Origin of the sequence: Mesorhizobium sp. B2-4-7, from assembly GCF_006442685.1 — a bacterium.
Lineage (GTDB): Bacteria > Pseudomonadota > Alphaproteobacteria > Rhizobiales > Rhizobiaceae > Mesorhizobium.
Genome location: NZ_VFVH01000004.1, coordinates 21,839 through 36,018, shown reverse-complemented (window position 1 = coordinate 36,018; position 14,180 = coordinate 21,839). Strand labels below are relative to the sequence as shown.

The 14,180-nt window shown below is 60.7% G+C and carries 13 protein-coding genes; 6 read left to right on the top strand and 7 right to left on the bottom strand.

Annotated elements, in window-relative coordinates:
- Positions 1 to 111 precede the first annotated feature (111 nt).
- The 6 genes from FJ946_RS13450 to FJ946_RS13425 form a co-directional block, all read right to left on the bottom strand.
- Positions 112 to 852, bottom strand: a complete 741-nt coding sequence (locus FJ946_RS13450) for a ribonuclease activity regulator RraA (protein ID WP_140496549.1) — start codon at positions 850 to 852, stop codon at positions 112 to 114.
- A 24-nt stretch (positions 853 to 876) separates the two neighbouring features.
- Positions 877 to 2,040: a mandelate racemase/muconate lactonizing enzyme family protein gene (locus tag FJ946_RS13445; protein WP_140564773.1), complete on the bottom strand. Its 1,164-nt coding sequence runs from the start codon at positions 2,038 to 2,040 to the stop codon at positions 877 to 879.
- 31 nt (positions 2,041 to 2,071) lie between these two features.
- A complete protein-coding gene (locus FJ946_RS13440; protein WP_140557664.1) occupies positions 2,072 to 3,169 on the bottom strand; it encodes an ABC transporter ATP-binding protein in 1,098 nt (365 codons plus the stop codon).
- 10 nt (positions 3,170 to 3,179) lie between these two features.
- Positions 3,180 to 4,070 (bottom strand): carbohydrate ABC transporter permease, encoded by an 891-nt coding sequence (locus FJ946_RS13435; protein ID WP_140496543.1) that lies wholly within the window; start codon positions 4,068 to 4,070, stop codon positions 3,180 to 3,182.
- The gene (locus FJ946_RS13430) at positions 4,067 to 5,026 is read right to left on the bottom strand and encodes a sugar ABC transporter permease (protein WP_140564772.1); all 960 of its coding nucleotides are present in this window, start codon (positions 5,024 to 5,026) and stop codon (positions 4,067 to 4,069) included. The genes FJ946_RS13435 and FJ946_RS13430 overlap by 4 nt, the downstream gene beginning before the upstream one ends.
- A 78-nt stretch (positions 5,027 to 5,104) precedes the next feature.
- On the bottom strand, positions 5,105 to 6,583 hold the full coding sequence (locus FJ946_RS13425; protein WP_140564770.1) for a sugar ABC transporter substrate-binding protein: 1,479 nt from the start codon (positions 6,581 to 6,583) through the stop codon (positions 5,105 to 5,107).
- 214 nt (positions 6,584 to 6,797) lie between these two features.
- On the opposite strand from FJ946_RS13425, the gene FJ946_RS13420 reads away from it, so the two are divergent.
- The 6 genes from FJ946_RS13420 to FJ946_RS13395 all read left to right on the top strand — a co-directional run bounded on the left by FJ946_RS13420 (position 6,798) and on the right by FJ946_RS13395 (position 13,150).
- Positions 6,798 to 7,508: a GntR family transcriptional regulator gene (locus tag FJ946_RS13420; RefSeq protein ID WP_140496537.1), complete on the top strand. Its 711-nt coding sequence runs from the start codon at positions 6,798 to 6,800 to the stop codon at positions 7,506 to 7,508.
- A gap of 52 nt (positions 7,509 to 7,560) precedes the next feature.
- Positions 7,561 to 8,727, top strand: a complete 1,167-nt coding sequence (locus tag FJ946_RS13415; RefSeq protein ID WP_140564768.1) for a mandelate racemase/muconate lactonizing enzyme family protein — start codon at positions 7,561 to 7,563, stop codon at positions 8,725 to 8,727.
- Positions 8,728 to 8,794: 67 nt separating this feature from the next.
- Positions 8,795 to 10,156: a mandelate racemase/muconate lactonizing enzyme family protein gene (locus tag FJ946_RS13410; RefSeq protein WP_140564767.1), complete on the top strand. Its 1,362-nt coding sequence runs from the start codon at positions 8,795 to 8,797 to the stop codon at positions 10,154 to 10,156.
- Positions 10,157 to 10,258: 102 nt separating this feature from the next.
- Positions 10,259 to 10,585, top strand: a complete 327-nt coding sequence (locus FJ946_RS13405; protein WP_140496531.1) for an NIPSNAP family protein — start codon at positions 10,259 to 10,261, stop codon at positions 10,583 to 10,585.
- A gap of 9 nt (positions 10,586 to 10,594) precedes the next feature.
- Positions 10,595 to 11,794 (top strand): mandelate racemase/muconate lactonizing enzyme family protein, encoded by a 1,200-nt coding sequence (locus tag FJ946_RS13400; RefSeq protein ID WP_140564765.1) that lies wholly within the window; start codon positions 10,595 to 10,597, stop codon positions 11,792 to 11,794.
- Positions 11,795 to 11,935: 141 nt separating this feature from the next.
- Positions 11,936 to 13,150 (top strand): DUF2235 domain-containing protein, encoded by a 1,215-nt coding sequence (locus FJ946_RS13395; RefSeq protein WP_140564764.1) that lies wholly within the window; start codon positions 11,936 to 11,938, stop codon positions 13,148 to 13,150.
- Between the two features lie 117 nt (positions 13,151 to 13,267).
- Here FJ946_RS13395 and FJ946_RS30760 read toward each other — a convergent pair whose 3' ends face one another.
- Positions 13,268 to 14,149 carry an ABC transporter permease gene (locus FJ946_RS30760; RefSeq protein WP_181165435.1) on the bottom strand — a complete coding sequence of 294 codons (882 nt, stop codon included), beginning with the start codon at positions 14,147 to 14,149 and terminating at the stop codon, positions 13,268 to 13,270.
- Positions 14,150 to 14,180 lie beyond the last annotated feature (31 nt).

The window sequence follows — 14,180 nt, the reverse complement described above, 5'->3', positions numbered from 1 at the left end:
GGCTGGAGACGATGATGCGCAAGGCGCACCTGTTCGACGCACAGCGCGGCGCCAGGATAAATTAGGGGGAATGGCTGACGCGCGCTGGCGACTGTCAGTTCATCCTGTCTATCAAGGTTTGGCGTTGGCTTTCCGCCAAGCCTCGTACTCGTCGTTCGCGCTTGGGTGCAGTGGATAGTAGCGTTGCAACGGCGCGCCCCCCATGAGTTTCATTCGTGAGAATTCCTCCCAATCGTGATGCTTCTGGGATTCTTCGATGACCTTCGGGGCCATTGCGACGGGAAGCACCACCACCCCGTCGTCATCGGCGACGATGATGTCGCCGGGGATCACCGTGACACCGCCGCAGGCAATCGGAACGTTGACCGCATTGGGATAGATGCTGGTCTGCACATGATAATTTGGCGTCCAGCCGCGCAGCCAAAGAGGCAGGTCGAGCTTTTCGACATTGGGCCGGTCGCGCATGCACCCATCGATGACGATGCCCGCACCGCCTCTGCCCTTGAAATAGGTCGACATCATATCGCCGAAGACACCGGAGCTCATGTCGCCGCGCGCGTCGACGACGACCACGTCGCCCTCCTGCGCATGGTAGAGCACATGTCTGTGAAGTTGCGTCTCCGGATCGGCATATTCTCCCTCGGTGAAGAGGTCCGGTCTCTGCGGCATGAACTGCAATGTCAGTGCCGGCCCGACGATCGACTTCCCATGGTTCTGCGGCACCGGGCCGACCATGTGCGGATTGCGAAAGCCCATATGGCCAAGTGTGCCCGCGACCGTGGCGGCGCCGATCTCCCTTAGCGCGTCGATCAGGTCCTTGGGCGGCCGCGTGATATCGGGAGTATGCGTCATTTTCGGACTCCGGTTGAAATTGAATTACCAGTTGGTGACAGAGCCGTCGCGGCGCTTGAGATGTGGTGCTTCCCAGAAACGGAAACTCTGCGCCTGGACCGCCGCTTCATTGACCTCGACGCCGAGGCCCGGCAGGTCGCTGACCGGATAATCGGTCCCGTCGAGCCTTGGCTGTACGGGGAAAAAGTCGGAATTGTCGAAACCCAGCTTCCTTTCGGGGATCCTGGTTTCTAGCCACGCAAAGTTGGGCACCGCGGCGGCGAGATGCACGGTTGCGGCCGTGCACACCGGGCCAAGGGGATTGTGCGGCATCAGGTCCACATAGTGCGCCTCGCTCCAGCCAGCGACTTTCATCGCCTCGGTGAGCCCGCCGACATTGCAGACATCGAGCCGGTTGAACTGGTGGATGCCGCGCTCGATGTAAGGCAGGAACTGCCACTTGCTGGCAAATTCCTCGCCGATGGCAAAGGGGATGTCGGTCATCGTACGAAGGGACTCGTACGCCTCTGGTGTCTCGGCCCGTATCGGCTCCTCGAGGAAATCAAGCACGCCGCGGCCAAGCTTGCTGCAGAAGCTCGCCGCCTCGGCCACCGACAGCCGGTGATGATAATCGACGCCGAGCACCACCTCATCGCCCAGCGCCTCGCGCGCTTTGTTCAGCATGCTCGCCGTAGGGCCGATCGATTCACGCGGCTCGAAGACGTCCTTGCTGCTTTGTCCGATGGGGAAGAAGCGGATTGCCTGCCAGCCCTGCGCGCGCAGTTCGCGGGCGCGTTCGATCGCAACATCGCCCTCGGCCTCGTCTCCGGTCGAGGCGAAGGTGGGCACGCGGTCGCGCTGCTTGCCGCCAAGCAGCTCGTAGACGGGCACCCCCAGCGCCTTGCCTTTGATGTCATGAAGGGCGATGTCGATGGCGGAAATCGCCGCCTGCAGGACCCGGCCTCCTTCGAAGTACTGACTGCGGTAAACCTCCTGCCAGATCAGGCCGATCTGCATCGGGTCGCGGCCGATGAGAAACTCGCGATAGTGCTCGACCGCGCCCGCCACGGCTTTCTCGCGACCGCTCAAGCCGCTTTCGCCCCAGCCGAAGATACCCTGATCGGTCTCGACCTTGACGAGCATCTGGTTGCGCGTTCCCACCCACACCGGGTAGGGCTTGATCGCGGTGATCTTCAGGTTCTTAGTCATCCACCCCCGCGTTCCACGCGCATCCCCTGTCTCAGTCGGCCTTGAGGGCCATTTCAGTTTCGCCATCGAACAGATGCATCCGCTCCTGGTCGAACTCGAGCCAGATACGCTCATCAGCTTTGACGGCGACGTTGGGCGACACGCTGATGTTGACGATGGCGCCCGACAGGAATGCTTGCACGAAGGTGACGTCTCCGGTCGGCTCCACCGTATAGGCCTTGGCCGGAATGGCACCGGGGACCGCGCTTTTGTGCAGCTTGATCGTCGAGTGCCGCGCGCCGAGCACGACCTTCTTGGTGGTCGCTCCCTGGACCTTGCGCGCGTTGAGTTGCGACAGCTCAAGCGTCCAGCCTTCCGCGCTGGTCAATGCGGTGCTGCCGTTTGCCGTCGAAGCCTCCAGCGGAATGAGGCTCATCGCCGGGCTGCCGATGAAGCTGGCGACGAACATGTTGACCGGATGGGCAAAGACCTGCGCCGGCGAATCGTATTGCTGCAGATAGCCGCCATTCATCACCGCCATCTTGTCGGCCATGGTCACGGCTTCGAGCTGGTCGTGCGTCACGTAGATGATCGTTGCCTTGAGGTCCTGGTGGAAGCGCTTGATCTCGGATCGCATCTGCACGCGCAGTTTGGCGTCGAGGTTGGAGAGCGGCTCGTCCATGAGGAACACAGCGGGGTCGCGGACGAGGGCACGGCCAAGGGCGACGCGCTGCTGCTGCCCGCCCGAAAGTTCCCGCGGTTTGCGCTCGAGCAGGTGCGTCATGTCGAGAACGCGCGCCGCTTCCCTGACCTTCTTGTCGATCTCGTCCCTGGAGAGTTTCCGCATCTGCAGCGGGAACGCCAGGTTCTTGTAGACCGATTTCTGCGGGTACAGCGCGTAGTTCTGGAACACCATTGCGATGTCCCGGTCCTTGGGGTCGAGATCATTGACCACCCGGTCTCCGATGACGATGTCGCCCGATGTGATCGAGGTCAGCCCCGCGACGAGATTGAGCGTGGTTGTCTTGCCGCAGCCTGACGGGCCGACCAGCGCAACGAACTCGCCGTCATTGACCGTCAGCGAAACATCGTTGACAGCTTTGAAGCCGCCATAGGTCTTGACGAGATCTTTGAGGACCACGTGGGCCATTGGCAACTCCCTAATGCTTGACCGCGCCTTCTGTAAGGGCGCGTACGAAGTATCGTTGCAGGACGAGGAACAGCACCACGACGGGCACGCTCATCATGAAGCTGGCCGCCATCAGGCCCGGAAAGTCCGTCGTGTTTTCCGAGAAGAAGCGCTGGATGCCGACCGGCAGCGTCAATTGCTCGTTCTTGGAAAGGAAGGTGTAGGCGTAGATGTATTCGTTCCAGGCGCCGATGAAGGAATAGATCGCGGTGGCGATGATCCCAGGCGTCGAGAGCGGCATCACGATCAGGATGAAGGCCTGGAACCGCGTTGCGCCGTCGATGCGCGCCGCCTGCTCGAGTTGCACCGGGATGTTGTCGTAGAAGCCCTTGAGCAGCCAGATCGCCAGCGGCAGCCCGAAGGTCAGATAGGTGAGAATGAGCGAGCCGTGCGTGTTCACCAGGCCGATCGCGCGCATCAGGATGAAGAGCGGCACGAGAAAGATCACTGCCGGAAACATGTTGCGCAGCAAAACGGCGAAGAACAGGAAGTTCCGTCCGGGGAAACTGAAGCGCGAAAAAGCGTAGGCCGCGGGGACAGCCACGATTACGGAAAGGATTGTCGTGACGGTCGACACGAACAGGCTGTTCCAGAAGAAGCGGAGGAAGTCCTGGCCGACGCTGTTCTGCGGATCGAGCAATTTCTGATAGCTGGCGAGGGTCGGCTCGTCCGGCCACCATTGCGGCGGGAATTGCGTCGCCGCGAACCCGGATTTGATCGAGGTGATCAGCATCCAGATCATCGGCAACGCCGTATAAAGCAGCATGAAAACGAGGAAGATGCGCCCGGCCCACCGCCACCCGTCGACGCGCATACGGCGACGGGTCTGGCCTCGGGAGACCGTCTCGGCAATCGCGCTCATGCACCGCCCTCCTTCCGCTCGTTGCCGCTCAGCGCACGGACATAGAAGTAGCCCAGCGTCATCAGGATGATGAACAGGAGCACCGAATAGGCCGATGCCACGCCCCAGCGCTGCCGGCCGAAGGCGAGTTCGTAAATATGGGTGATCCAGATATGCGACGCGTTCGACGGCCCGCCGCCGGTCATGATCCAGGGGATGATGAAGGAATTGAAGTTGGCCACTGCCAGCAGCAGGATCGTCACCACCGAGACGTTTCGAAGGTGCGGGAAGGTGACGTGCCAGAAGCGCTGCCAGGCATTGGCTCCGTCAACTTTCGCGGCGAGCAGCAATTGCTCGGGGACTGTCTGCAGGCCCGCCATCATCATGATCATAGCGAACGGAAACTCGCGCCAGATGTTGACGACGATCAGGGAGGGGAGAACCGTGCTGACATTGTCGATGAAATTCGGCGGTCGGTCGGCCAATCCGAGGCCGACCAGCACTGCGCCGATGATGCCGAAATCCGAATGGTAGATCCACTTCCAGATATAGGAGGCGGCGACCGCGCTGATGACCCAGGGAATGATCAGGATAGCGCGCAGCACACCGCGGCCGATAAAGTCGCGGTGGAGTGCCAGCGCAGTGGCAAACCCCAGGACAAAGGAGATGAAAGTGGATCCGAATGTCCAGATCAGCGTGTTCCAGGTGACTTTCCAGAACACCTCGCTGGTGAGGATGGCCGTGTAGTTGTCGAAGCCGATGAAGGTCTTGTCACGAAGCTGCAAGCCAGGCGGCGTCTTATAGAACGACAGCTCGATCGTGTAGTAGATCGGATAGGCGATGACGATGAGCATCACGGCGATCGCGGGCAGCACGTACGCGTAGTCGGCGCGATGCTCCCAGATATCCCGCAGCGCACCGGACCTGCCGGGTTGCAATTTTCGGCGCGCCTCGGCGTTGCCGGTCACGATCGTCACGATGGTATGCCCTTGTTTCTTCGGAACGAACCGGCTGCGCTGTCAGCGCAGCCGGTCAGGTCGTGGGTCAGGCGCAGGCTAGAGCCCGCCCATCAGGTCTTTCACCTTCTGGGCCGCGTCGTCCGCCGCCTGGTCGACGGTCATCGCTCCGGTCAGAGCATTCTGCAGCATGTCCGGGACGATGATGTTCATGATCTCCGGGGCCTGCGGCAGCGCTGGGAACGGGATGCCGTATGGCAGCATCGAGGTCGTGACATCGAGGAATTTGATGTTGTCCAGACGTTCCTTCATCCATTTGGTCTTGAAGCCGTTCAGGTTGCCGGGATTCGATCCAGCATAGGCCATCTTCAGCGACCATTCAGGGCTCGTCCACATGCAGATGATAGCCCTCGCCGCCGGCTCGTCTACCTTGCCGCCTTCGACATATTCGGGCTTCAGGATGTGGATGTTCGAGCCGCCGAACACGACCGCGCGCTTGCCGTCGGGCCCGGCCGGGATCAGGCCGTAGCGCATGTTGTCGATGACGGTCTGCGCCTTGTCCTTGTCGGTGCCCGTCGCCTTCTTCTGCAGGTCGAGCATGACATTGTAGTCGGACGGGTGCGAGATCATCATGCCGAGTTGGCCGGCGACGAACAGGGGCTGGTTATCGGCCTGCTGGTTGGTGAGTGCCGAAACCGGAACCGACTTGTCGCGAACATACATGTCGTAGGAAGCCTGCAGCGCCGCCTTGCTCTGCGGGCTGTCGAGTTCGACCTGCTCATAGGTCGGGTTTGCCGCCGCTTCGTCGAAGACGCCGCCACCATAGGCCCATAGCTGCGGCATGAAGCGATACGGCGTATTGCCGGCATTCTTGCGAGCCACGAGGCCATACCCGGCAATGCCGAGCTTGTCGTGGATCTGCTTGGAATACTTGATGACGTCGTCCCAGGTTGCCGGTGGCTTGTCCGGATCGAGGCCGGCGCGTTTGAAGATGTCGGCGTTCCAGATGAACGCCATCGTTTCGTTGTTGGTTGGAATGCCGTAGGTCACCCCGTCCCAGGTCACGGCCTTCATGGCGCCGGGCCAGAAGTCCTCGGTCGAATAGCCCACATCCTCGGGCTTCAGCGGCTGCAGATAGCCTTTTGAAGCGAATTCGGTACCACCCAGGATTTGCAAGCGGACCGCCATCGGCGCGGCATTGCCGAGGAGCGCGGTGCGGAACTTGTCGAGAAGATCGTTATAGGTGAGGGCTTGTTCCTCGAGCTGGATGTTTGGATAGGTCTTGCGGAAGGTTTCGAAGAATTCCTTGTAGTATTGGCGCAGGAGGTCGGGGTCGCCCTCGAAAACGCCCTGATACCAGAAGGTCAGTCGCCCCTTGTAGTCCAGCGGGGTGACCTTGGCACAATCGGCCGCCGTGTCGAAATCCTGTGTGCCCGCAATGGCGCGGACATATTCCGGCGACCACTTGCTGAGGTCGACCGGCGGCGCGCCCAGCGCCGATGTGGACATCAGTGATGCCGCCAAAACGCTGGCGACAGTGCCGCGCAGGACCGCACTGCCGAGTATAATCCTCGTCATAGGTATCCTCCCTGGTTCTCCCATGCCGCTTTGCGGCGAGGCAAAGCGGTCTTGCTCGTTTGATCGCAGGACGTCTTTGTATCTGTGTACCCGTTCGGGAGCCTTGTACGTTTTCAGATCATGAATTGCCTGTCAACGCGTTAGATCGTACATTGTTTATCGAAACTTTGCGTGTTAATCGGAAAGGGTGTGTATTAATCCAGGGGAGCCGGCCTTGGCCGAACCAAACGATTTCAAAGCCAAGCCACCGGTGGGGATTGACCCCATAGGGGCGTCCAGCGAGGGCGCCTCGCTTTATGAGCTGATCAGGGAAGACATCATCGAGGGACGGCTTGCCGCCAACGAACGGCTCGTGGTCACTGATCTCGCCCGGCGCCACGGCACCTCGACCAACCCCGTGCGCGAAGCCTTGCAGCTGTTGCGCGGCGAAGGCTTTGTCACCTTTCTCCCCAACCGCGGGGCGCGCGTCCGGCCTATCGATCAGGAGTTTGTCCGCGACATTTATGAGATCGGCGTTCTGATCGAGCCGGCCCTGACGCGATGGTTTGTGAATATGGCCACCGGCGAGGACATCGCCGAACTCCAACGTCTCCAGGACCTGATTGAAGAGAACAACTTCGCCGATACGTTCAGGCACAGCGAGCTGGATACCGCCTTCCACACCGTGATGTACCAGCGGCATTACAACCGCCATGCCGCCGAGCTTTGGTGGAAGCATCGTGAAGTGCTGCGAGCCGTGAGCCGGCGTTTCAATTTCACGCTTGCCCGGCGTGCCGCGATCATTCGCGAGCACCGCGAGCTCATCGCGTTCGTAAAAGCCGGAGACGCCGACAAGGCGGCCGAACTCGTTGCTCGCCATGTCGAGGGCTCCGGCCGGCACATCCTCGAACATATGCGTGCGCGCAACGCCGCTCGGGCCGGATAGAATGCCCGTTCCAGAACATCGCTAGCCCGACGATCAGACAGAGGTAGCTGACATGAAAATTACGAGCATTCGGCCGTGGCTGATCAAGTCCGATGCGTCCTATTGGGGAGAGTACCTGTTCGTCGAAGTGACGACCGACGAGGGGGTGAGCGGCTGGGGAGAGATCACGACCACCACCAAGCTCGCCAACCGCGCGCTCTGCACGATCCTACGGCAGATCGGCGCCGCCGTGACCGGCGAGGACCCGGCCCGGATCGAGCATCTCTGGCACAAGATTTTCCGCAGCTTCACCTATATGGGCAGCCGCGGCGCCGCGGTCGAATGCGTGAGCGCCATCGACATAGCTCTCTGGGACATCCGGGGCAAAGTTTTGGGCAAGCCCATCTACGAGCTGCTGGGCGGGCCGGTGCGCGATGAAATCGCGCTCTACACCCATCCTAACCAGTCCAAATTTACCAGCAAGGAGGCGGTGGTCCGCGAAATTCGGGACATCGTCGAGTCCGGACACACCGCGCTCAAGTTTGATCCTTTCCCGCATCAGGGACGTGGCGCCGATGGCGTGTCGCGCGAACAGCGGGACGGCTACCTCGATGGCAGCATGACTCGCAAGGACGAGCGCGAAGCGGCCGAACTCACGGCTCTGATCCGCGAAACGGCGGGCCCTGATGTCGACATTCTCATCGACGCGCACGGCCGTTTCGATGTTCCAACCGCCATTCGCCTCTGCCGAAGCCTCGAGGAAGCCGGCCAGATCGACTGGTTCGAGGAGCCTTGCCCGCCCGAGAGCCTCAATGCCCTCAAGCAGGTGCGTGAGAAGGTCAGCGCCGCCATCTCGTGGGGAGAGCGCGGCCACACCAAGTGGGACTTCGTGCCGGTGCTCGAAAACAAGCTCGCTGACTACATCATGCCTGACGTCACCTGGACCGGCGGCATTACCGAACTCAAGAAGATCTCTGCCCTGTGCGAAGCCTACTACGTCCCGGTCTCGCCGCATGACGCCGCAGGGCCGATCAACGTGGTGGCGGGCGCGCAGGTGATGATGACAGTTCCTAACTTTTACAAGCTCGAGACGTCGGAGTGGAACCTGGGTAAATACGATCATCTCATCGACACACCGCTCGACGTTTCGAACGGCAGCCTGAAACTGACGTCGAGGCCCGGTCTCGGCATCGAGATGGACCGCGAGTACCTGCAAGCCCACGAGATTGAGCTGGGCTGACGCATGTCGCCTCATGTCGGGGCTGCATGCCGCCGAAAAGCCCGCCTACCAAAAACGAGGATAAGTGATGCCCAAGACCGGTGGAGCCGACGAAGCCCTTGATCGGGTGAACATGAACTCCAAGCCGTCCGATCTTCGCATCACCGACATGCGGGTGGCTGAAATCGTCGGCGCACCGTTCACAACGGCGCTGCTCAAGATCTACACCAACCAGGGCATCGTCGGGCTTGGCGAGGTGCGCGACGGGGCCAGCGCCACCTACGCGCTGATGCTGAAGAGCCGGTTGCTTGGCGAGAATCCCTGCAACATCGATCGCCTGTTTCGCCGGATCAAGCAGTTCGGCGGGCACGGCCGGCAAGGCGGCGGCGTCTCGGCGGTCGAAATCGCGCTGTGGGATCTCGCCGGCAAGGCCTATGGCGTTCCGATCTACCAGATGCTCGGCGGCCGGTTTCGGGAGAAGGTGCGCCTCTATTGCGATACCGATGCAACCGTGCCGAGCGGCACAGAGACCGGCAAACGTCTCAAGCAGCGCATGGAGCTCGGCTTCACCTTCCTCAAGATGGATCTGGGGCTGATGCAGATCGCGGATGTGCCCGGCGCGGTCGTGTCTCCTGCCGGCTCACTCGAAGGCTATCGCGTTCATCCTGCCCGCGGCCCGCTCAAGACCGTTGATGAGCGGCGCGCCCGCAACGCGGCCTACGACCTGCATAATGTCGCCCACCCGTTTACCGGCCTCCATTTTTCCGACAAGGGCCTCGACCTGCTCGAGCAGTACATTGCCGAAGTTCGCGAGGTCATCGGCATGGAGATCCCGCTCGCTATCGACCACGTCGGCCACATCTCACTCCAGAACGGCATTCGGCTCGCCAGGCGAATTGAAAAATACGTGCCGGCCTGGCTTGAGGACGTGATTCCCTGGCAATACACCGAGCAGTACCGGCAGTTGCAGGACGCCACCACGGTGCCCATCTGCACCGGCGAGGACATTTACCTCAAGGAGGGGTTCGAGCCTCTGCTCAAGAGCGGTGGCCTCTCCATTGTCCACCCGGACCTGCTCACCAGCGGGGGCATCCTGGAGACCAAGAAGATCGGCGACATGGCGCAGGATCACGGCGTCGCCATGGCCATCCACATGGCCGAAAGTCCAATCGCCGCGATGGCCGCGGCCCATGTCGCCACCGCGACCGAGAACTTCATGGCGCTCGAATATCACTCCGCCGATGTCGACTGGTGGGACGATATCGTCACCGGCCTTCCCAAGCCGCTCGTGCAGGACGGGTTCATCACTGTTCCGGACAAGCCGGGTCTGGGGATCGACGACGTCGTAGACGAGGTGATCTCGCAGCATCTGCAGCCGGGTGTGGTCGGCATCTGGCAATCCACCGAGCATTGGGACAATGAATATAGCTGGGACCGGACCTGGAGTTAGCCCAGACCCCCAGCCCTCATTCCTCCAGCTCACAGGGCCAACGACCGGCCATTCGTGTCGACCTCTCCGAGGGGAGAGGCGAAGAAAGAAACGGACGAAACCATGATCTACGAACTGCGTATCTATGACTGCCTGCCGGGCAGGCTGCCGGCTTTGCTCAAGCGCTTTTCCGACCAGACGCTGGCCATCTGGGAGAGGCATGGCATCCGCCAAGCCGGGTTTTTCACCACGGCGATCGGCGAAAACAGCAATCGCCTTACCTATTTCCTCGCCTGGGAATCGCTGGCCGAGCGTGAGGCGAAATGGGCGGCTTTCGTCACCGATCCGGCATGGCACAGGGCCCGGGACGAGTCTGAGCGTGACGGGCAGATCGTTGCCAATATCGCCAGCCAGCTGCTCACACCGACAGCTTTCTCGTCTGTGAAATAGGACTGTGCCATGAAGATCGCCGACCTGCGCTGCGCTGTCATCGGGCGGCATCCCATCGTTCGCGTCGTCACTGATGAGGGCCTCCATGGCCTTGGCGAGGTCGAGTTCACAAAGACCTATCTCAAGCCCTTTGTGCTGCATTTCCGCGAGGCGCTGATCGGCGAGGATCCGACCGACGTCGAGCGGGTGATGCTGAAGATCCGCCAGCGAGGTTCGTTCAAGCCCTATGGCGCCGCCGTCTCCGCGATCGAGCATGCGCTGTGGGACATTGCCGGCAAGGCCGCTGGCGTGCCGGCCTACAAACTGCTCGGCGGCAAGGTGCGCGACAAGGTGCGCGTCTATAACGGCTCGATCCGCCGGAAACGCGCGGGCGACCGGCCGGAGGATTATGCGGCCGACGTCAAATGGATGATGGAGCAGCCGCAGAACTTCTTCATGGTCAAGCAAGGAATCTCGTTCCACTCGAACATGAAGGACAGCATCGAGGACTTCCATTATGGCGTGACGCAGAAGAAGGCCGGCTATCACGGTGCCATGGATCAGGGCGTGATCAGCGAGCGCGGTTTCAACCACATGCTCGACTGCGTGATCGCCATGAAGGAAGTGCTGGGCGACAAGGTCAGCCTGGCGCTCGACTGCGGCCCGGGCTGGATGCTGCCCGATGCGATCAAGTTCGCTCGCGCGGTGGAGAAGTACAATTTGATGTGGCTCGAGGACATGCTGACCGGCGACTATGTGCCGTGGGTCAATCCGCAGGCCTATCGGGAGCTGACCACCTCCACCTCGACGCCGATCCATACCGGCGAGCAGATCTACTTGCGGCACAATTTCAAGGAGCTGATCGAGACGCAGGCCGTGCGCGTCATCGGCCCCGATCCTGCCGATATCGGCGGTATTGCCGAACTCAAATGGGTCGCCGAGCACGCCTACATGCACTCCATCCTGATGGCGCCGCACGGCACCGCCAACGGCCTGCTGGGCCTCGGCGCCCTGATCAACGTTTGCGCCACCTTGCCCGCCAACTACATTGCCTTCGAATATCCGAGCGCCTCTGACCCCTGGTGGGAGGATCTCGTGATCGGCCTGCCGTCGCAGATCGTGAAGGACAGCATGGTGGACCTGCTGGAAGCGCCGGGACTGGGCCTCGATATCGACGCCGAAGCAGCCAGGAAGTATCTCAGGGAAGAGGATACGGGCTTCTTTGATTGAACCCCTCTTCTTTCGCCACCGGAACCACGCCGACCGCGCCGCTACATTCTCATCGGTATCCATCGTCAGACGCCTGTTGATGTGATCCACAGCTTGGGTCAAAGTCGGTTGGTCTGAACTGGACCTTCAAAGGCGGTGGCGTTGAAGCGGACTGGCAAAAACATCGTTGTCTGCTGCGATGGAACGGGAAACCAGATCGAGCGCAATCTCTCGAATGTCTTGAAGTTGTTCCGCATCCTGAAGAAGAATGAGGAGCAGCGCGTCTATTACGACGCCGGCATAGGAACCATCGGTGCCAGCGATGCCTGGACGCGATGGCGCCAGAACGCGAAATCCGTGTTCGAGCTCGCAACTGGATATGGTCTCGACGCCGAAATCGCCGGCGCCTACGCCTTCATCTGCAGGCACTACGTCGAAGGGGACGCAATCTTCCTCTTTGGCTTCAGCCGGGGAGCCTATACAGCCCGCGCCGTTGCGGGCTTGATCCACATGATCGGCCTGCTGCATCCGGACCAACTCAACATCGTCGAGTATGCCGTAAGCTCTTACAAGCAAGCCAGCGACGAGCACGACCTTAGCGTTGCCTGGCACTTTTCCAAGGTTTCAGGAGCCCGGGACGCGCGCATCAAGTTTCTTGGTGTCTGGGACACCGTAGCGTCGATCATCGTGCCGCGAAGCGACCGGCTTCTGCCACAGCTCCTCACACTGCCGCATACGAGGACCAACCCGAGCGTCGAAGTCTTTCGACATGCAATTGCGATCGATGAGCATCGTCGCATGTTCCGGCTGAACCGGTGGGTCGAGCCGCAGCCATTCGTCGAAAATCCTTTCGACAAGATTGCGCCGGCAAAAGAGCAGGATATCAGGCAAGTCTGGTTCGCCGGATCTCATTCGGATATCGGCGGTGGCTATCCTGAAGAGGACAGCGCCATATCCAAATTTCCGCTCGACTGGATGATTGATCAGGCCAAAGCATTTGGATTGCAGACCAATTCCCGCATGCTGGAGCGGCTTGTCTTCGGGGAAGGGAAGGGCGAGGGGACGATGACGTTCGTCAGCCCCGATCCGTTGGGGATCGTGCATGATTCAATGGCCGTGGGCTGGAAGCCGCTCGAGTGGATTCCAAAATCGGTTAAATGGCGTGAATGGAAGCGAAAATCGGTCCTCGGCTTCTACCTACCGCAAGCCGAGCCGCGCATGATCGAGCGACAGGAACGGCGGCCGCTGGTCCATCAGTCGGTTCTGGATCGGAAGGCGGCGATCCCGGCCTATAAGCCCGAGAATTTTCCAACCGCATTCAATGTTGAACCCTATGGTGACCTCATGAAGGATCACCTGGCCAACGAAGCTGGCTAGCGCAGGCGCCGAGCGGGCCGTGTAGCCGGTGGAGAAATTTCAGGTGGGCGCGGCGCGATTTCATCAGTCAACGCGTGGAACGCGCGCGTTTCGTCGGGTCATGGAACTCTGCTGCTTTCAACGCCGGTTCAACGAGACGGCAATGATGATGATCGCGCCCTTGATCACCTCCTGGATGCTGGTCGAAAGACCGAGCACGAGAAGACCGAATCCGAGAATCCCTATGAAGATTGCGCCGACGACAGAACCGACGATCGATCCATAGCCGCCGAAGAGACTTGTCCCGCCTATGATCACGGCCGCGATGACGTCGAGTTCGAGACCCGCTCCCAGACTGGGATTGCCGGCGGTGGAGCGGGCCGCGAGCATCATGCCTGCAAGGGATGCCATCATGCCGGACAGCACAAAGGCGAAGATCTTGACGCTGTCCGTCCGCACCCCGGAAAAGCGGGCGGCTACAGGGTTTCCACCAGTCGCATAAACACGCCTGCCGAAGGGCATCTGGTGCAGAAGATAATAGCCGACGGAAGTTAGGACGATTGTCCACCAGATTGGCGCCTGCACGCCCAGAAAACTGCCGTTCCAGAACAGGTTCGAGAAATCATCGTCGACGATCGACACTGGCCGGGTGCCGGTGATCGTCAGCGCCAGCCCGGAAAAAATCGACAGCATGCCAAGGGTCACAAGAAACGATGGAATGCGTATTTTTGTAACAAGGATGCCCGAGGTAGCCCCGATCGCTGCGCCGGCTGCCAGCACCAGAAGAGCTGCGACGTAGGTGGGAACATCCTGGCCGAGCAGCAGCGCTCCGATCATCCCTGAAAAACTTGCAACCGATCCTACCGACAGGTCGATTTCGCCGCAGATGATGACGAATGTCATGCCGATCGCCATTGCCGAAACGATGGCTGTGATGCGCAGAACCGCGCTTGCGGTCGAGACAGACGCAAAGTGGGGAGCAAACAGGACGAAGTAGAGGGTTATCGCCAGGAAGATCACATAGGTGATGTGATCGCGGAAAAAATTTATC

Excerpts from the sequence above, each read along its gene's own strand:
- FJ946_RS13410 (WP_140564767.1), top strand. The coding sequence starts at position 8,795 with ATGCCCAAGACCGGTGGAGCCGACGAAGCCCTTGATCGGGTGAACATG.
- FJ946_RS13450 (WP_140496549.1), bottom strand. The coding sequence starts at position 852 with ATGACGCATACTCCCGATATCACGCGGCCGCCCAAGGACCTGATCGAC.
- FJ946_RS13415 (WP_140564768.1), top strand. The coding sequence starts at position 7,561 with ATGAAAATTACGAGCATTCGGCCGTGGCTGATCAAGTCCGATGCGTCC.
- FJ946_RS13435 (WP_140496543.1), bottom strand. The coding sequence starts at position 4,070 with ATGAGCGCGATTGCCGAGACGGTCTCCCGAGGCCAGACCCGTCGCCGT.
- FJ946_RS13405 (WP_140496531.1), top strand. The coding sequence starts at position 10,259 with ATGATCTACGAACTGCGTATCTATGACTGCCTGCCGGGCAGGCTGCCG.
- FJ946_RS13400 (WP_140564765.1), top strand. The coding sequence starts at position 10,595 with ATGAAGATCGCCGACCTGCGCTGCGCTGTCATCGGGCGGCATCCCATC.
- FJ946_RS13425 (WP_140564770.1), bottom strand. The coding sequence starts at position 6,583 with ATGACGAGGATTATACTCGGCAGTGCGGTCCTGCGCGGCACTGTCGCC.
- FJ946_RS13445 (WP_140564773.1), bottom strand. The coding sequence starts at position 2,040 with ATGACTAAGAACCTGAAGATCACCGCGATCAAGCCCTACCCGGTGTGG.
- FJ946_RS13440 (WP_140557664.1), bottom strand. The coding sequence starts at position 3,169 with ATGGCCCACGTGGTCCTCAAAGATCTCGTCAAGACCTATGGCGGCTTC.